We start from the raw sequence: 19,077 nt of genomic DNA on the forward strand, positions 1-19,077 counted from the left end.
CGCCGGAGCGCTCGTGCCTATTTCGTTTTCAGTTTTCGTTGCTGGGTCATAAAGTGGTGGACGCGCGAAAGGAGCGTCTCCCGATCGAGCTTCACCTGATATTCCGTGATGCCCGCTGCGATGCCCCGGGCGGCGTCCTCTTCGCCCGCGAGCGAGGACACGGCGATTATGGGCAGACCCGCGGTGCGGGCATCGCTCCGAATACGCGTGGCGAGTCCCAGCCCGGTCAGGCGCGGCATTTCAATATCGGAAACAACCAGGGTGACACTGTCCAGATTCTCCATCAGGAGTTCCCAGGCGGCCTCGCCGTCGGGCGCATCGAGCACGGTGAGTCCGTCCTCCTCCAGATAGCGCTTCACCTGCGCCCGGAAGAAGTCGGAATCTTCCGCCAGCAGAATGGTCTCCCCCCGTTCCACAGCCGCCGCGACGGATTTCGCACGGGTCGACCGGGACTGATCGCCCCATTCGGGGTGGAGCACGTCGATCAGTTCGTGGAGATCGGCCACGAAGGTGGTTTTGCCGTTGATGATGGCCGAGCCCGCGATGCCGGTCTGGCGGTGCGTGCTCTGGTCAATGTTTACGCGGGTCTCGATCACATCCACCGGCATGGTGCCCATCAGGCCAATCTCGCGGCCGTGGACACTCGAAACGAAGACGACCGGGTCGGCCATTTCGTCCAGTGAGGTGAAACTCGCGGCGTCGGAGAGGCTGACCAGAGGAAGCGATCCGCCGCGGTACTGCATGGTGCGGTGGCGTCCCAGACGTTCGATCTGGTCGTGCTGTATGCGCTCGATGCGCTGGACCACATCCAGGGGCAGGGCGCAGGACTCGCTGGGGCCGTTCTGGAAAAGCAGGAACGAATGTACGTCCTGCATACGCTGTGATTCCGCCTCGGCCTGAAGCTCCGTGGCCCGGGCCGTGCCCGACACCGAGGCCAGATCGGCCTTGGCCGCTATTCCCGATGCGTCGAGGATGAGCGCAACGGCGCCGTCGCCCAGAATGGTGGCCCCGGAATATTCCCGGAGCGCCTTGAAGCGCCGTCCCAGGGGCTTAACCACCACTTCTTCCGTGGCGTGGAAGGAACCCACCACCAGACCGAAGGTCAGGGTGCCGGTATTGAGCACGGCAATTTCCAGGGCCGAAGCGCGGGAGCGGCGCCGGCCCTTTTCACTTCGGGGGCGCAGGCTCTCAGGAGTCTCCGAGGTCTCGGGCCTGTCGTCGCGCTCGCCGTAGATGGGCGATCGACGATCCGCCAGACGCGAGCGGCGGTCAAATTCCGCCCGTTCGGTGACTGGATCCACATAGGTGGGCACCGTGCCGATGACTTCGGAAAGGCGCGCCAGGGGGATCATGCGTTCGCGCAGGAGGAGCACTTCGGCATCGCCCACGATCTCGATGCGCTCCTGTACTTCCTCCGCACGGAGGCGCAAGAGTTCCTCGATATTCGCCTGGGGAATGGCGAAGCGCTCTTCATCCAGGGAAACCAGCAGGGACGGAATGATGGCCAGGGTCAGCGGCAGCTTGATGCGGAACGTGGATCCCTTGCCGGGGACGGAGTCGATCTCCACCTGCCCGCCGAGGCGATCCAGATTGGTTTTTACCACGTCCATGCCCACGCCGCGGCCCGACACATCGGAAATGACCTGGGCGGTGGAAAGGCCGGGAAGGAAGATGAGGGCCTGCTTGTCCTGGGAAGACATACCCTGAACTTTCTCGGCCGAGATAAGCCCCTTGCGCATGGCGGATTCCGCTATCGCATCCGGGTGAAGACCTTTGCCGTCGTCGGATATCTCCACCACCACCTGTCCGGCCTCGTGGCGCGCGTCGATGCGAACGGTGCCCGCGGCTTTCTTGCCGGCGGCCGCGCGCTCCGCGGCCCCTTCAATCCCGTGGTCCACCGCGTTGCGCACCATATGCGTGAGGGGATCGGAGAGCCCCTCCAGCATGGTCTTGTCGAGGGCCACGTCTTTCCCCAGGATTTCCAGATCGATCTCCTTCCCCAATGAGCGGGAGAGATCCCGGACGACCCGTGGAAACTTTGAAAAGACATTGCCGATCGGCTGGAGCCGGGTCTGCATGATCACGTCCTGCAGTTCCGAGGTCACCTGATTAATCCGCTGGTCCGCGGACGAAAGCATTTGCTGATCGTTGTTGGAGACCGCCGCGCGGAGCTGGTTGCGGCTGAGCACCAGTTCGCCCGCCAGGTTCATCAGCGCCTCAAGCAGGGTGACGTTGATGCGAAGGGTCTCGTCGGAGGCTCCACTCTGCGCGGAGGCCGCTTCGGCACCGCGCGGGGCGGGTGCGGCGGGTGCGGCGGCGACGACCGGGGCGGGTGGAGCGGGAACAGCGACCACCGGGGCGGCCTCGGGCTCGGGGGCCGCGTGAACGATGGGCGCGGGGGCGGCCACCGCCGGCGCGATGGGCGCGCGGGGATCGAGGAGCAGATGGATGCGCGACTCTTCGATGGTGTCAAAGAGACCGCCGGCCATATCGGGCTCAAGCACGGTGGCGACCACGAGGCGAAGGGGGACGCGATTGCCCACGACCCCGTCCAGATTACCCACGGCATCGAAATCCACGGCGCAGTCCAGCACGTCGCCCACGACGGTCAGCGTGTTGAAGACAGACAGGACCGTTTGCCCTTTTTCTTCAATATCGTGGATCAGGTCACAATCCACCCAGTAAATGTAGAGACCCGCCGCACGGGCGCGATCCACGTCGATTTGCGGCAGCGTAATTTTGCCGCTGGCGCAGGGCGCGGGCAGATCGACAAAGCTCGTGAGCGAAGCCTTCTGGTCCGGCGGGAGATAGGACGAGGCCAGCCCGGTCAGGGCCACCAGCAGGTCGCCGATATCGGCCTGGTCGCTGGTTTCGGTGCTGTTGATGAGCTCCCGGAGCTTGTCGAAGGCCGCGAGGAGGATGTTGGTCACCTCGGAGTTCGGCGCCATCTTTCGCGACCGGATCATATCCAGCACGGTTTCCGCCTTGTGCGAAAGCTCCTTCACGTTGTTCAGCCCGAAGAAACCACTCCCCCCTTTGATGGAGTGGGCCGCGCGGAAGACCTTGTTGACGAGGGGTTCGTCAATATCGGCCCCGCCTTCTTCCAGCGCCAACAGATCCGTCTCGATGGTCACCAGATGCTCGCGGCATTCATTGATGAATTCCTTCAGCAGATCGTCATCCATTCTTCGTCTCCCCGGCCGCCGTAACCCGCAGGCGATCCACCAGGCGCATGCTGCGCAGCAGGCCGTAAATATCCGGTCCGGCGTTGACTATCTGGAGCGTGCCCTGAACCGCACCGAGACTGTTGTGCGTCGCGATAAGCAATCCGATGCCCGTGGAATCAATGTGGGTGGTGGCGGCCATGTCCACCACGAATTCCGACGCCCCGGCGGCAACTTCGCCTTTGATCGCCGCTTGCAACTCCGGCACCTCCGTTGCGGTCAGTTTCCCATCCAGGACGACGCGCGCCCTGGGGCCCTCTCGAAGTATTTCGCACACGCTCATAGTCCCTCGCTTTCCTTTTTCGTAGTCTTGCTTATCCAAAGCGTAACCTGGTTCCCCGCGTTGTTGAACCGAACCCGGTGGGCATACAGCGCGCCGATGGCCAGTCCGCGCCCCGAGGTGGACACTTCTTCCGGGGGGGTTCGGCTCAATGTGCGCCAGCGGAAGCCCGGACCTTCGTCCTGGATCCGCACCACAATCCACTTTGGCCCTATCCTGAAGTCCACCGCGACTTTTTTCTTCCCATCCAGACCGTTCCCGTGCTCCATCCCATTGACGATAAACTCGCGCAACAGCAGATCCACATCAAACTGAACATGCTCCAGACCGTGCCGGCCCAGCAGCTCACGGGCCGTCACGCAAATATCGTCCACCAGCGCCAGGCGCGACTCCACCTCGAAGGCAAAGCCGGCGGAATCGATGCGACGCTTTTGTACCTCGGTGTTCATACACAGATACCCTGGAGAATGATGTCATCATTGAGTTCGGAGAAGGCGCAGAGCCGCTCCACGATGGTGGTAACGGCCTCCGCCATCGGCAGATGGGCGGTGGCGCCGCAGGCCTCTTCCAGACGCGCAACCCCGTCGGATCGCGATTCCGTGAGCTCAATAAGCCCGTCGGTACAGAGATAAAGCCGGTCACCCGGATGCACCCGCAGTTCGAGGACGCTGAAAACGGGATCGGGAAAAATGCCCACCACGTCCCCCTCCTGCTGGAGCACCTGGACCGGCCCCCCGCTCGCCGGAACGAGCACGGCGGGTGGATGTCCGGCGCTCACCAGCGTCAGGGTGTTGAACTCACGATTGAGGCGGACGTAAATCGCCGTGAAGTACGCCGTCTCGGGAAGAACCCGGCGAAGGGTCCGGTTGATCATGACGAGGATTTCCGACGGGGTGTTCAAGACCGAGGCATATTCCGCCAGGAGCGCCTTGAAGGACGCGGTCCAGAGCGATACCCCGAGGTTGTGCCCGCTGGCATCGGCCACCACATAGTCCGCCGTACGATTACCGACCATGAATACATCGTAGAAGTCACCGCCCGCCCCGTGGAACTGGCGAATGCACACCTCAAAATTCGCTTCGGGAAGACTCTCCGGTAGGGGCATCAGCGACTGCTGGGTCGTCGCGATCTGCTCGATGCGCTCCGCATGGAAACGGGCCAGGGACTCATAGGCCATGCGAAGGCGGAGGTGCGTGCGCACCCGCGCCAGTACTTCGCCCGCCGCCAGTGGCTTGGTGATGTAGTCTACCGCCCCAGAGGCAAAGCCCTGAACCTTGGTCGACTCGTCGCTGTTGGAGGATATGAATAGCACCGGGATATCGGACGGCGCCGCCCCGGAGCTCATCCGCGCGCAAAAGTCGAGACCATTCCCGTCGGGCAGATGGACATCCAGCAGCACGAGGGTGATCGGGTGCGCCCTCAGCAGCGCTTCCGCCTCCGCAAGATCACCCGCCAGCAGGGTGCTGAAGCCGGTGCTGCGAAGAAGCCGATCCAAAAGGCGAACCGTAACCCGGTCATCATCCACGACCAGTATCAGTGGGCGGCCCGCTTTTGCCTCTCTCGTCCCGGCTGAATCAGCCATCGCAACGCTTTCATAATCTCGAATAAAATGCCCCGACGGGTACGCCGCCAGATCGGACCCATCCGATCGGCCATTTCGAACCAACGAACTCGAATTCAACGGTACCTCGATTCGCGATAACCAGGTCCCGGCTCTATGGTCGGTGGACCTTCAGAACCGGGCGGCATCGTACTGCAAGAAATTCCCCACACGTTCTCCACTGCCGTTATTCAGTTGAGATGTTATTCGGGTCGGTCGGTAAGCGCCTGCGGAACCCGATGTTCCATCTCCACACACCCGCTTTGTCGGGGTATCCCCGTCAGAGAACCCATGATGATGTGGATGACGTCACATGTGACCCGCGCGACCTGGAACATTCTATTGTGCGGCGTGAGGTCCCCCGACCCCGGCCAGAATTCCTGGTATTCCCACCGAAAAATCGATCTTTGCGCGATTTGCGTCGACGTAACGCGTTGATTATCTCATTACACTTGACAAAAGTCCAGCGAAATTCTTAGTTTTGGTCCGTTTGCTCTTCCGAGCGCTTAACAGGCCAACCAACAATCTGAATATACCACATACCCCGCATATTCGGAACAAATAATACTAAATCAATTATTTTTTTCTTCCTGCGGAGCGCTCCGACGTTTCCGCCGCTTTTTCTGCTTCCGGATTTTCTCCTGACGCAGGGCCTCGGGACTTTTTTTGCCGAGGGTGCGCTCTTCCATGAGTTCGCAGAGGCGACGCCGCGCGAAGAAGCGATTGAGCGACTGGGAGCGCGCCTCCTGCACCTTGACTTCGAGTCCGCTGGGGCGGTGGCTCAACTGGACGCAGGAAGAGGTCTTGTTGATCTTCTGACCACCGGAGCCGCTGCCGCGCACGAAGGATTCGTCGAGATCTTCTTCGCGGATCCCGCAAGCCTCCATCTGGCGGAGGAGTTCGGCTTCTTTTTGCGGCGTGACGCCGAATCGGGGCATGGGTGCATTTCCTTCCTACGGTGAGCCATAGTTTAGCTGATTTTGCGAAGTCATTGGCATTGGCAACGCTCAGCCAGTTTCGATCCGCATTCCTCGTCGTGTCTTATAGCGGCCAAAAGATCGCGGATTCTGGGAGCGCCGGCATCCCTGCCGGCACCATGCACCGAAGGTGCACGAATCGGGTGCCTGAGCAACAGAGATGAGATTATGCCCCCGCCATTTTGCAGCGCAGTCGATGGAAGTCCTTTGCGATCCCCGCACGGTCAGCATGCACCTTCGGTGCATGGCCGGCAGGGATGCCAGCGCTCCCAGCTTGCACATTTACTTTAGGAACCTTGGTTCTGGCGCTATCCGACGGGCTTGTACACACATCCGTTAACACGGGTTACGTTTCTTCATGGGTACAGCCTCCACCTGGATCGGCGATACTTTTCCATGCTCAAGGTCGTGGGCCAGGCGGATGCTGTCCCCGTCGGTGCGCGTCATGTTAGGATGCTCGGGCAATCGGAGCGCCAGGACGACGTGAACCCTATATTGAAAACGGCCACCATCGTTGTGGCTCTACTCCTGCTGAGCCTCATCACGGGCTTCAGCCAGATCAAGACTGAGGGCCTGGCCTGGCAGGAGGCCAACTACTGGCCGCGTCTTGAGGCCGTCGCGAACGGCACGGCTCCCGCGCCGGATCAGTACCGCGTGCTCACGGATCGTCTGGTGGTCGTGGCGGTGAATTCGGCGGGGGCCCTCGGGGTTCCGCGCCCGGTGGGACTTACTTTTGTGGCGCTTCGTCTATTTCAGAATCTCTTGCTCTTTGTATTAGCCTTTGTTTTCTATCGGAAGCTTGGCATCCACCCTTATCCGGCGGTGTTGGGGCTGAGCGCATTGGCCTGGGGCATGACGCAGGCGAACTATGGCGCGGATCTCGGATTTAATGCGTCCACCGATGTCCTGCTTTATCTCGGCGCGGCGCTGGCGCTGGTGGGCGGGCGACCCGCCTGGCTCATCCCCATCACGGTAATCGCGGCGCTCAATCGCGAGAGCAGCATTCTCATTCCCTACATGGCGCTGGCCATTGCCGTGCGCTGGAAGCCCCGCCTGACGCTGGACAAGACTATCGCGGGCCCGGCCTTTGCCGCCCTCGCGGTGTGGTGCGTGCTGTTCGTCGTGTTGCACGTCGTTCTCGGCGCGCGCCCCTGGGCGCTGCACGAATCCGGCGCGGCGCCGGGCTTCGGCCTGCTTCGTTACAATCTCACGAACCCCGCCGCCTGGGAGCATGCCTTCGGCATGGTGGGCATTCTACCCGTGCTGGCGCTGCTGTCGTGGCGGTATTGGGCGACGCCGCTCAAGGCCATCTTTTGGAGTGTGGCGCCGCTGTGGTGTGTCGGGACGCTTTTCTGTGCGCCGGTGGATCAGTCGCGTGTGTTGCTGTTGCCGCAGGTCCTGGTGTTCGTTCCCGGCCTGTTGTGCGGCCTGGCCGGCTGGCGCGAAGTCCACGAAAACAAGACGCCTGGACTGCTCGCATGAGCGGGATGGCTCGCAAACAATACGTCCTGGTGGCCGTGCTGGTCGCCTTGGTCAGCGTGTACTTTGTGCACTACCAGATCACCTTCATGGGCCTCGAATGGTATGAAACCGTGCAGTGGGGACGCACGCTGAAGGTCATCAACGGCGAAAGCGGCACGCCGTGGCAGTATCGGCTCTTTACCGAGGGTATGGTCTATGGCCTGGTGAAGCTCTTCGAGCAGATTGGTGTTGCGCGGCCCATTGGCACCGCGTTCATTCTGTTCCGGTTCGCGCAGTGTCTGCTTACTTTTTCCCTCGCGGTGGCCTATTACCGAAAGCTCGGGCTCACGCTCATCGAAGGCTTGCTCGGCGTGTCGCTCCTGGTCTGGGGGATGTGCCACGGGCTCTACGACACGGACATGACCTTCAACACCTACACGGACATGAGCCTCTTTCTTATCGCGGGACTGCTTATTCTCCATGAGAAACCGCTGTGGATCATTCCGCTCATGATTATTGCGCCGTTCAATCGGGAGACCAGCGGGTGTATTCCGATGATGCTGCTCTTCAGCAGCGTGGCGCTCTCGCCGAAGTTTGCACTGCCACCCCGACGCATTCTCGCGATTGTTGGCGTGTCGCTGCTGCTCTGGTTGTGCATCGTGGGGGGCCTGCGGCTGGTCTACGGCATGCGGCCCTACATCGTGCCCACGGCGGGCAAGGAGCCCATCCTGCCCTTGTTGATGTTCAACCTCACGTGGTGGCGCACGTGGGTCTTTCTCTTCGCAACGCTGGGGCTATTGCCCATCATGGCGCTGTCGTCCTGGAAGGGGTGGCCGACGCCGCTACAACGCTTCTTCTGGGCGGTGGTGCCGGTGTGGTTTCCCGCCCACTTTGCGTTGGCCCACGCGCCGGAGACGCGGCTTTTTCTGGTGCCGCAGGTGCTGATTTTTGTTCCGGGGGCGCTGCTGGGGCTGCGGTATTTTCGGGAGAGGAAGGTGGAGGCTAAGTGACCACGGAGGTCACGGAGGCACGGAGGAAAAGGTGTGAGAGAGGGAATCTGGAGAAACTTTCTTGAACGTAAGCGTGCGGTAGCGACACCTCGGCGCCTTTGAAACTCTCTTTTTTTCTCCGCGCCTCCGTGTCTCCGTGGTTCAAATCTTTGTTTGCGGCCAACAGATGAGCTGAATCCATTCGTGGTTGGTTTTTTTCCAGCCCTGGATGATAAATGTGCTTCTGCGCAATCGCGTCACGACCCCAACATGATGAACTGCGTCTCACGGGGCATGGTACGATTGGTTACGTGCCCTCCGCGCACGACGGGACAGCCACGGACGTTGCAGTCACGGGTTCTCGGAGACGGATCGTGGCTCGTTAATGACGTGAGCGCTACCTTGGTTCACGAGTCCGCGTCAGTCCCTGCGGGTGGGAAATAGTGATGCGTCGTAGGGCTGTGCGTCGTCGGGGTGGTTCTTTTTGTAGATGCGGAAGATGGTGTCCATGTTGCGATCAAGCCAGGGGATCTTCGGCGCGATTTCCGGGTCGACTTGAAAGACCTTCTCCACGTGGTAGGCCTCCTTCAGCCAGTCGTTGCTCTTGAAGAAATAGAGCACTTCGATATCGCGGAGGAAGAGGTATTCGGGCTTCAGGTCTTTGACCATGTTTTCCAGGCAGCGGCGTTCGGGTGGCTGGGATTCGCTCCAGGCGACGACCTTGCGATTGGCGAGGCCGGGCCAGTCGTAGACGTTGCCGCGGGAGTAGTAGCTCATGTAGCCGAGGGGTTCGCAGCCCACGGCTTCATCGGGCTTCATGCGCTCTTTGAGGTAGAGGCCGGCCGCCATGCGCACGTCGTTTTCGACGTACTGCTGGATCATGCGCTCGGTGTAGAAGCTGATGGGCAATACACTGACGAAAAGCCCGAGGTAGACGGCGGCGAAGCCCCCCTCCCAACGCCCGCGCCATGTCGCGCTCTTGATCCACTCCCCCGCCCATTGGAGTCCACGAAGGCTGAGCAGAAGGAGCGTGAGTATATAGGGCATTTTGTACCAGCCGAAGACGACGGGCACGACGTAGACGTAGTAGAGGCTATAGACCACCACCACGGCCACCAGGGGCCAAAGCACCCATTGACGCTTGAAAAAGACGACGAGGGTGCCGATTACGGAGAAGCCGAACATGAAATTGGCGATGGGGCTCTCCGCGCCCTTGGTGAAGAAGAGATGGACGCTCGCGCCGTGTCCGGCGAACATGGGTCCGAGGTGCACGTGCAACTGCTCGGCCATCATGAGCCAGGTGTGGCGCTTGATCGCGAAGAAACTGAGCTCGGGCGCCTTCTGGTACCACTTGGTGTAGCCCAGGCCCTTGGCGAGGACGGTATTGGGGATGGGCGAGCCGTAGTAGAGCACGGTGAACAGGATCCAAGGCAAGTACACGGCCAATGCGATGCCCGTGACCGGCAGGAAGGCTTTAGGGCGATTGAACAACACGTAGACGCCCGAAATGATGGTCCAGAAGGCATAGTCCGGGCGCACAAGCATACACAGGCCCAGTGAAATGCCCAGCGGGACCGTGTCGAGCGTCATGGTGTAGTAGACCGACATAATGAGGATGAGCACGGCCAACTGGGTCTCCATGCCGGCCATGCCCCAGAGGATCTGGTGGTGTTCCACGGCGGCGAAGCCCATGGCAATGATGGCCAGGGGCGTGGAGAGGCGAACCCTGGGGTGGATGGCGATTCCCAGCAGATAGAGCACGGTGAGGGCGCTGGCGGGAATAGAAACGAGCTTGAGGAACTCCACACCGAAGCCAACGCGCATCAGATCGCCGATCAGCGGCACCAGGACGCTCAGGGGGCTGGTGAATCCGTGCAGCGGGGGCTCGCCGGGGCGAACATGGGTGAGGCCGAAGCCGCTGGCCATATTCTCCGCGTGGAGGCAGGTGATGAGAGCGTCTTCCCAGTAGCGCTGGGTGTAGCACCAGAAGACGATCCGGATGAGCATGGCCGCAAGGGCGATCCAGCCGGCGGCTTTCACCACCGATTGATTGGATTCGTCGTCCACCCCCGCAATACGCAGCCAACCCGCGACTCGAACTACACCTGGCATTTGATATTTCCCGTTGCTGCTGCGTGGACTTGAGGTCCGGGGCATTTTAGCCCAGCGGGGAAAGGCGGGTAAAGGCGCGGGGCTGATAGTTGATAGTTGATAGTTGATAGTTGATAGTTGATAGTTGTTAGCTGGTCGCTGAAAGTTGATAGTTATGGGACCGGGCAATATTGTCCATACGCCCCATAAGACCCATAAGACCCATAAGACCCATAAGACCCATAAGACCCATTCTTCAGCCTTCAGCCTTCAGACTCCTATCTGTCCCAAAATGAGTGAAGGAGGCGCAGCATCCGTGCCGCGCCTCCTTCAAAAGGAGTTTTGTGAGTGCTAAGCCAGCACGTCGAGGTCGTGTCCGGACGTACCCATGGTTACTGTTATGGCGCTTTGAATCAACTGCAATGCAGCGGCCCTCGCACCACCAGACGACTGTTCCTGATCCTTCAGACGAGTCGACTGCACAGAACCTTGATATCGGCCCTGACTTACACCGGCCCCAACGCCGCTGACACTTCCGGATACTCCAGTCATACCAGCCTCCTTTCTGCATTGGGCCTGTATCTTCTTAACACATCCTTAGTTTCGGCAGTTTTCGCTTCGCACTTTAGCGTCCATCCGACACGGCCCCAAAAAAATAGGACCGGAGCGCTCCCGACGAAGGCTCCGGTCCGATGCGATTTGGGGCGGTATTACGGTTTCGCGGGCTGGGGGTGTTTCCCAACCATCGCCAGAATGGAGTCCACCAGCAGGGGGCCCGTCCCCTCGCCGAGGCTGGTGCGCGACACATACTCGTAGCGTTTGAAGCTCTCGAAGTCTTCTTTGGTCAAGATATAGCCAAATGCGTCGTTGGTAAGCCCAAGCAGGAAGGGGTGCTCCGTGGGCATCTTTCGCTTGAGGTAGTAGCCGATATTGGGCAGCGCCTCTCCGGGAATGTTGACCAACTGGGCCGTTCCAATATTCACCAGATTCATCTGGGTGGAAATCGTGGTCCCGTCGGACACGCTGCTGTAGTCCAGCCCGGAAGCGCCGAACAACTGTTTAATAAGGGGGCTCGTAATGGGAAACTGGAGCCGCTCCGAAGCGCAGTAGAGCGCGGGGGTCTCCTGGCGGGGGGCGTCCTTCACGATGCGCAGGGCCTCGTCCGCCAGCAGATTCCCGATGCGGATGCACTCGTCCCAGGTCTGGACGTCTTCTCCGTCCTCGCCGCGGCAATCGGCCGTGACCATGCCGCCCTGGGCGCCATTCATGAACATGGCCATGGCGCCCGTGGCCGCCTCGATCCGATCATAAAGGGGACCGCAGAAGTCGGGGCTGATGGTCTTGCGCCCCGTTCCCATGACTTCGGGGTGGCTCGCATAGTTCACCAGGGTCGCGATGACCTTGCCCGCCTCGGGATCCACGGCCTGGATCACGCCGCAGCGCGGATCATAGAGTTCCGGCGCGTAGTAGTTGTAGGCAATTTTGCCTTTCGCCTCGCCTACGGCGATCTTGAGGGCCGCGGGCTCCAGATTTTTCACCGCTTCATTAATCGCGGCCGCCGTCTCGTCGATTACCCAGGCGATGTATTCCATATCGCCGTTGTGGCCGCCCTGACCATCGGGAAAGGCGTACAGATCCGGTCCGCTATGGGTGTGGGTCGCCCCGATGAGGATATTCGTGCCGGGGATACCCGTCACCTTGGGCCGGACCTGGTCCCCCAGGACCCCCGGAAAGCCCAGGCAGTCCAGACTGACAAGCGCCACGCGGACGTCGCCGTCTTCAAAGGCGATGGCCCGGGCAAAGAGATCACCCTGGATGCCCGTCGCGGGTTCTGGCGTGCCGACGCCGCCCGAAATGGGCATCAGGGTCTTGGGGGTAATGACGCGAACACCCGCCCCGACCTTGAGGGCGGAAGCAGGCAGCGCCGACAACAAGGCGAGCAAGAGGGTGGCAATTAGAAACTTGGGGTTTCGCAACATGTGGTTCTCTCCGAGGGTGTTGGTCCATATAACGGTCGTTAGACTCTGCCCGAGACAAAAATGTTTTAACCGGCCGTCACCTCGGTCGAGGCTAGTTCCGACGGGCGCGGCTTCCGTCGCGGATACTCCGGAAGAAGCTGGTCAGCAGTCCACCGCACTGATCGGCCATCAGGCCCTTTCGCAGTACGGGCTGATGATTGAAGCGCTGGTCGTCCAACAGGTTAAGCAGACTACCACAAGCCCCGGCCTTGGGATCGCTCGCCCCGTAGTGCACCTCGGGAATACGCGACAGAATGATAGCCCCGGCACACATGGGGCAGGGCTCCAGGGTCACGTACATCTGGGTATTTTCCAGCCGCCAACTGCCCAGTCGCGCGGCGGCCGCTGTGATGGCAATCACTTCGGCATGGGCCGTCGGGTCCTGGAGGGTCTCCCGCTGGTTGTGGGCTTTGGCAATAATCTCGCCTTCGTGGACTATCACGCAGCCAACGGGGACTTCTCCCTGGTCCATGGCCCGTTGTGCTTCCCGGAGGGCGTAGGTCATATATCGTTCATGGGGATCGAGCATAGCGGTGTATTGTCCCCCGCCACGGCGCGGGTTGTCAAACCCCAGCCCGGCATTGGGGGGGCGAATAAAACCTTGACAGTTCCTGAGAATTCTATTCCTTCATCTAATTTCTCATTCGCGCTCAGCCTTGAACCGACCGGTCCTGTTTTGTATCATGTAGTTGAGAGTAGACATAATTCTCAGCTTTTGTAAAGAATGTTGCTCTGATATGAAAAAATCTGTCCCATGAATTCAGTTCCTTGAGTAGATCCATCTACTTCGAGTCGAAACTCCGGGCTTTTACCCTGAAGAGCGTCCATGTCTGATACGCGTGAAAATGGCCTCAGCACCTATCTGGCGGAAATCTCCAAGATTCCGTTGCTCTCCCCTTCTGAGGAAATACGTCTTTCCAAGCTGGCCCTGGCCGGGGAGGCGGCGGCGCGCAAGAAACTTATTGTGTCCAATTTGCGCCTTGTCGTGAGTATCGCCAAGAAATACCTGTATTACGGTTTGCCCCTGATGGACCTGATCGAAGAGGGCAACCTGGGGCTCATGAAGGCGGTGGAACGCTACGACCCGGATCGGGGCTGCAAGTTCTCCACCTATGCGACCTGGTGGATACGCCAGGCCGTGACCCGCTCCCTTTCCAATCACGGACGCACGGTGCGGATCCCCGTATACATCACGGACAATGTGGCCCGATACAAGAAGTTTGTAGAGTCCGAATACATTAAGTCCGGCAAGTATCCCGATATCGACGCCGTGGCGAAGAATCTGGGTATCAAGGTGGCCGAAGCCCGTCGGCTTCAAGAGTTTGCGGACGTGATCACCCCGCTGGAGCGCATTCAGACCACGGATTCCGAAGGGGACCGGGGCATTCCAGAGAGTATAGAACCGCTTCGCGTGGATCGGGCCATTGAGCAAATCGAGCTGGATCAGCAGATGTCGGAGCTCATGACCCAGTTGACGGAGCGGGAAGCCAATATCATCCGCTATCGTTACGGCCTGTACGACGGCAAGGCCCACACCCTCGAAGAGACGGGCAAGAAATACAAGCTCACCCGGGAGCGGATTCGTCAGATCGAGAAGGATGTGATGAAGCGCCTCCGGGTCTACGCCTCCGCCCACGAAGACGACTTCCGCCCCTGAGCCGGGGCGGCGCAACGCCCTCAGGAACGCCCATGGACCTCGCCCAGCATATCCGCAATGTACCCGATTTCCCCAAGCCGGGAATCCAATTCAAAGACATCACCACGCTCCTCCTGGTGCCCGAAGCCTTCCGCTACGTTATCGGCCAGTTCAAGGCCCGCTACACGGAACTTCAGGTGGACGCCATCGTGGGCGTGGATGCCCGGGGCTTCATTTTTGCCGCTTCCCTGGCCCACGAGATGGGCCTTCCCCTGATTACCGCGCGCAAGAAGGGTAAATTACCCGCCGACACCATCGCGGAGGAGTACGAGCTCGAATACGGCACGGCCATCGTGGAAATGCACCGCGATTCCGTGAAGCCGGGGGACTCCATGGTAATCATCGACGACCTCCTTGCCACGGGTGGGACCGTGGGGGCCGTGGTGCGCCTTATCGAGCGTCTGGGCGGTCGGGTGACCGAAGCGGCCTTCGTGGTGGAGCTTCCTCCGCTGGGCGGCCGGAAGCGTCTCGACCCCGTGCCAGTACACAGTCTGGTCGAATTCATGGTAGACTAGGGGCCTTTCCCCTTCCGCGGGTTAAGACTTTTCTCAATTCCAAGTCGCTGCGGGAAGTATGCAGGGGGGCGTTCCAGCCCCCTTTCGGGAATCCGCGAATACGGACCGAAATGGCTCCGGGTCAGTGCAACTTGGTTGCGCGTCTCAGGGGGCTTGAAAGCCCCCACTCCATATGATCGAATATTTTTGATGTTTGTGTTGCGGCTAACGCGACGGCATCCAGACGACACCCTCAAACTCAGTCCACCAGGAGTGAAGCAGTATGAGCAGGAATTATCTGCCCGGCACCCAGATCGAGATCATCAATGAAATCGAGCGGGGCAAGATCAAGTACGGCCTTTTCGATTTTGACGGCACCATCAGCATTCTGCGCGAGGGCTGGCAGGACATCATGCACCCCGTGTGCGTGGAAATGATCTGCGGGTCCACCACCCCCACTCCGGAAATTGAAGCCGCGGTCCGCGATATGATCGACGAAACTACGGGCATCCAGACCATCCTCCAGATGGAGCGGCTCGTGGAGATGGTTCGGGAATATGGCTTTGTGCCCGAAGCCGAAGTGCTCGACGCTCAGGATTACAAGAAGGTCTACCTGGACCGCCTTATGGTTCCCGTGCGCGAACGTCTGGCCCGCCTGGCCTCGGGCGAACTCCCCCGCGAAAAGGCGATTGTCGCCGGCTCGGTGGATTTCCTTGACATTATCTCCCAGCGCGAGGGCCTGGAGCTGTACGTCTTCAGCGGCACCGATCGCGACGACGTGCGAAACGAAGCCGACAAGCTCGGTGTGGCGCCGTATTTCATCGAAATCTGGGGCGCCCTTCGTACCTTCGCGGAATACTCGAAGGAACAGATCATCAACGATCTTGTGAAGCAGCACAACCTCAGTGGCCCCGAAGTGCTAGCCGTCGGCGACGGCCCCGTGGAACTGCGCAACGTGAAGGCCGTGGGCGGCATAGCGCTGGGTATAGCCTCGGACGAGAAAAAAGGCTTCGGCCTCGACGAAGAAAAACGCACGCGCCTGATCAAGGCCGGCGCGGACATAATCGTGCCGGACTTCACGGAGGCGAAGGCGTTGGCGGAGTATTTGTTCCCCCAGTCGTGAGGCTTCAGGCTGAAGAATCTGACTGATCCGACCGATCTGACCGATCTGATCTTGTCATCGCTGTCCATTGTCCATTGTCCATTCGCATCCCCGGAGATCGTTCCTCTTGAGCGCCAACGCCACGCCACTCACCCTCCACATGATCGGCCACGGCCATATCGACCCCACCTGGCTGTGGCGCTGGACCGAAGGCTACGAGGAAGTCCGCGCGACCTTTCGCAGTGCCCTGGATCGTATGAATGAGACGCCGGAGTTTCGCTTCACGGCGAGCAGCCCCTGCTTCTATGCGTGGGTGAAGGCGGCCGACCCGGACATGTTCGAGGAGATCCGGGGCCGCGTGGAAGAAGGCCGCTGGGAAATTGCGGGCGGGATGTGGATCGAGCCGGACTGCAATATTCCCTCGGGAGAATCCCTGGTTCGCCATGGCCTCCACGGCCAGCGCTTTTATCTGAAGGAATTCGGTAAGCGGGCCGTTATCGGCTTCAACCCCGACACCTTTGGCCACCCCGGCAACCTGCCCCAGATCCTGCGGGGGCTGGGACTGAACTACTACATGTTCATGCGGCCCATGGCGGTAGTCGAGCGGGATTATCCAGGCGGCACGACCTTCTGGTGGGAAGCGCCCGACGGCAGCCGCGTGCTGACGAGCAACCTGGGGCCGGATTACAATTGCTGGTACAGCACCCGGGAACGCATGGAATCGGTGCCCGGGAATCCCCAGTTGAATCCGGGCCAGACGCAAATTCTCGGCTTCTACGGCGTGGGCAACCACGGCGGCGGCCCGACGAAGGCGGCCATCGCCGAGATTGAAGCGCTCCAGGCGGAAAACGGCCCGTTGAAACCCCTTTTCTCCACACTGGAGAATTATTTCGACGCGATTCAGAAGGATCTCGACCCGGAGACCTTTTATGTGGATCGCAACGAACTTCAATGCCATGCCCGGGGCTGCTACAGCGTTCACGCCGGGGTGAAGAAGTGGAACCGCGCAACGGAGCATGCGCTGCTCAACGCGGAGCGCCTCGCAAGCATGGCCTGGCTCCTCCGGGCGACCGCCTATCCGGGGGAAACGCTTTCGGAGGCGTGGCGCAATCTCCTCTATAATCACTTTCACGACATCCTCGCGGGCACGAGCCTGGAGTCCTCCTATGAGGACACCCGGGATCAGATGGGCGCGGCGCGCCATGCGGCCAAGACCATCATCAACGAAGCGATCCAGACCATCGCCCGGGACATCGACACGACGCCCGAGGGGAACACGATTGTCGTCTTCAATCCCCTGCCCTGGCCGGTGACCCAGCCTCTGCTGGCTTCGGGTATCATCCGCCGCGAACTGGAGGAGCCCCTCCATCTGGTGGACGAGAACGAGGTTGCGGTGCCCGTGCAGGAAGTGAAGGGCGAGATCTTGAGCAAGATGCCCTTCGCCGGCGATCGCTACGCCTTTGTAGCGGAGATACCGGCCCTGGGCTATCGCAGCTTCCACGCGCGCTCGGGCCTCTCCAACACCCGGTCGCACAATCCGCTGACCGCCGATCGTTGCACGCTGGAGAACCACTGGTGGCGCATCGAACTGGATCCGGGCGACGGCCATATCACACGTCTCTATGACAAGATCAATCGCGCCGAAGTGCTCCAGAGCGGCCTGACCCTGGCGGCCATGGTGGATACCTCGGACACCTGGGGTCACTCGCTGAAGGAGTTCAACATCGAGGCGGGCCGGTTTGGCCGGGCACGCCTCCGGCTGGTGGAGCTGGGCGATGTGCTGGCGACGATCGAAGTGACCACCAGCTTTGGCAAATCCCAGGCGATTCAGGAACTGACCCTGTACCGCGACTGCCCCCGCATCGATGTTCGCCTGCGCGTGAACTGGCAAGAGGCTTACCACGCCCTGAAATTGTGCTTCGAGACCCGAATCGCGCGGGGTGAAGCCACTTTCGAGACGGCCTATGCCCATCAGGTGCGGGAAGCCACGGGCTATGAAGAATCGGGCCAGCAGTGGTTCGACCTGAGCGGCGACGCGGGCGGCACGCCTTATGGTCTGGCTATCCTGAACGACGGGCAGTACGGCTTTGACGTGAAAGAAAACGTGATGCGCATGACCCTGCTCCGCAGTCCGGCTTATGCGCACCACGATCCGGTTCGTTACTCTTCGGATTCGCGCCAACCCATCATGGATCAAGGTTGGCACAGTTTCCACGTGCAGATTCTGCCCCATGCCGGTGGCTGGCGCGGGGCCCGCGTGCCCCGGCAGGCCTGGGCCCACAATGCGCCGTGCATTCCCCACGTCGAATCGGCCCACGTGGGCAAGCGCCCGCGCGCGGGCAGCATGCTGGAGATCGACGCCCCGAACGTGGTCCTGTCCGTGTTCAAACAGCATGAAGACGGCACGGGCATGATCCTCCGCGGCTACGAGACCGCGGGTGTGGAAACGAGCGCCACCCTGAGCCTGCCCCTGATGGAGCAGGAGATGGGGGTGGTGTTTGCGCCCTATGAGATTAAGAGCTTTGCCCTGAATACCGAAACGTGGACATTGATTCCGGTGGATCTGCTGGAGGAAGCGCACTAGCAGCCCCAGACCACTATCGCCTTCCCCAGGAGTTCCCCATGGAATCCAGACGAGAAAATATCGTGCCCTTTCCGAGGAGAATGGGAATGAACCTTGAAATCATCGAAGAAAAGTGCCTGAACTATCTCCGGCAGGCCCCGAATCCCCTGGTACCGGTCGACACGCTGCTCGAATTCTGCCGCCGCGAGCCGGAATGCGGCAAGCTGGAACGGCAGGAGCTCCTCGATTTTCTGCGCCCCCACGCGCTCGTTAAAGTGGTTGACGGCCCCGAAGAGGGCGAAGAAATTGATCAGGCCACCTTCGGCGAGGCGGGCATCAACATGGGACCCCGGGCCATTCTCCATTCGCGGGTGCCCACGAAAGAGCAGATGGCGGACATTATCGCCGCCCAGATGAAAAACATGACGGAAATGCTGGTGGAAGCCCTGAATCTCGCGCGCAAGGCGAAGGACGAGGCGCACATTGAAGAGCTGGAGGCCGCCCTGCAAAAGAGCGAGGCCCTCCGCCAGAAAATGAATAAGCTCCTGTAACGTTTCGTCCCTGTCTCCGTACATAGTGGGA

At 60.6% G+C, this 19,077-nt stretch carries 15 protein-coding genes; 7 read left to right on the plus strand and 8 right to left on the minus strand.

Annotated features, from left to right (window positions below; genetic code table 11):
- Positions 1–17 precede the first annotated feature (17 nt).
- From JNK74_13985 to JNK74_14005, 5 genes are all read right to left on the minus strand, one after another.
- Positions 18–3,185, minus strand: coding sequence for a chemotaxis protein CheW (locus JNK74_13985; protein ID MBL7647292.1), 3,168 nt, complete (start codon positions 3,183–3,185; stop codon positions 18–20).
- Positions 3,178–3,507, minus strand: coding sequence for an STAS domain-containing protein (locus JNK74_13990; protein MBL7647293.1), 330 nt, complete (start codon positions 3,505–3,507; stop codon positions 3,178–3,180). Before JNK74_13990 ends, JNK74_13985 begins: the two co-directional genes overlap by 8 nt.
- Positions 3,504–3,953: an ATP-binding protein gene (locus JNK74_13995; protein MBL7647294.1), complete on the minus strand. Its 450-nt coding sequence runs from the start codon at positions 3,951–3,953 to the stop codon at positions 3,504–3,506. The genes JNK74_13990 and JNK74_13995 overlap by 4 nt, the downstream gene beginning before the upstream one ends.
- Positions 3,950–5,086, minus strand: a complete 1,137-nt coding sequence (locus JNK74_14000; protein ID MBL7647295.1) for a SpoIIE family protein phosphatase — start codon at positions 5,084–5,086, stop codon at positions 3,950–3,952. Before JNK74_14000 ends, JNK74_13995 begins: the two co-directional genes overlap by 4 nt.
- 590 nt (positions 5,087–5,676) lie before the next feature.
- Positions 5,677–6,042, minus strand: a complete 366-nt coding sequence (locus JNK74_14005) for a peptide chain release factor-like protein (protein ID MBL7647296.1) — start codon at positions 6,040–6,042, stop codon at positions 5,677–5,679.
- Between the two features lie 435 nt (positions 6,043–6,477).
- On the opposite strand from JNK74_14005, the gene JNK74_14010 reads away from it, so the two are divergent.
- Entirely contained in the window at positions 6,478–7,563 is a 1,086-nt protein-coding gene (locus JNK74_14010) for a hypothetical protein (protein MBL7647297.1), read from the plus strand.
- A complete protein-coding gene (locus JNK74_14015) occupies positions 7,560–8,552 on the plus strand; it encodes a hypothetical protein (GenBank protein ID MBL7647298.1) in 993 nt (330 codons plus the stop codon). The genes JNK74_14010 and JNK74_14015 overlap by 4 nt, the downstream gene beginning before the upstream one ends.
- A gap of 399 nt (positions 8,553–8,951) precedes the next feature.
- Here JNK74_14015 and JNK74_14020 read toward each other — a convergent pair whose 3' ends face one another.
- From JNK74_14020 to JNK74_14030, 3 genes are all read right to left on the minus strand, one after another.
- On the minus strand, positions 8,952–10,643 hold the full coding sequence (locus tag JNK74_14020; protein MBL7647299.1) for a hypothetical protein: 1,692 nt from the start codon (positions 10,641–10,643) through the stop codon (positions 8,952–8,954).
- A 689-nt stretch (positions 10,644–11,332) separates the two neighbouring features.
- Entirely contained in the window at positions 11,333–12,484 is a 1,152-nt protein-coding gene (locus JNK74_14025) for a hypothetical protein (GenBank protein MBL7647300.1), read from the minus strand.
- A 208-nt stretch (positions 12,485–12,692) separates the two neighbouring features.
- Positions 12,693–13,169: a nucleoside deaminase gene (locus tag JNK74_14030; GenBank protein ID MBL7647301.1), complete on the minus strand. Its 477-nt coding sequence runs from the start codon at positions 13,167–13,169 to the stop codon at positions 12,693–12,695.
- A gap of 297 nt (positions 13,170–13,466) precedes the next feature.
- Between JNK74_14030 and JNK74_14035 the strand changes: the two genes are divergently transcribed.
- The 5 genes from JNK74_14035 (at position 13,467) to JNK74_14055 (ending at position 19,046) form a co-directional block, all read left to right on the plus strand.
- On the plus strand, positions 13,467–14,297 hold the full coding sequence (locus JNK74_14035) for an RNA polymerase sigma factor RpoD/SigA (GenBank protein MBL7647302.1): 831 nt from the start codon (positions 13,467–13,469) through the stop codon (positions 14,295–14,297).
- 32 nt (positions 14,298–14,329) lie between these two features.
- Positions 14,330–14,851, plus strand: coding sequence for an adenine phosphoribosyltransferase (locus tag JNK74_14040; GenBank protein ID MBL7647303.1), 522 nt, complete (start codon positions 14,330–14,332; stop codon positions 14,849–14,851).
- Positions 14,852–15,113: 262 nt separating this feature from the next.
- Positions 15,114–15,953 (plus strand): HAD family hydrolase, encoded by an 840-nt coding sequence (locus JNK74_14045; protein MBL7647304.1) that lies wholly within the window; start codon positions 15,114–15,116, stop codon positions 15,951–15,953.
- 106 nt (positions 15,954–16,059) lie between these two features.
- Complete coding sequence (locus tag JNK74_14050; GenBank protein MBL7647305.1) at positions 16,060–18,516, plus strand: alpha-mannosidase; 2,457 nt, start codon at positions 16,060–16,062, stop codon at positions 18,514–18,516.
- Between the two features lie 86 nt (positions 18,517–18,602).
- Complete coding sequence (locus tag JNK74_14055; protein ID MBL7647306.1) at positions 18,603–19,046, plus strand: hypothetical protein; 444 nt, start codon at positions 18,603–18,605, stop codon at positions 19,044–19,046.
- Positions 19,047–19,077 lie beyond the last annotated feature (31 nt).

Source organism: Candidatus Hydrogenedentota bacterium (genome assembly GCA_016791475.1).
GTDB lineage: Bacteria > Hydrogenedentota > Hydrogenedentia > Hydrogenedentales > JAEUWI01 > JAEUWI01.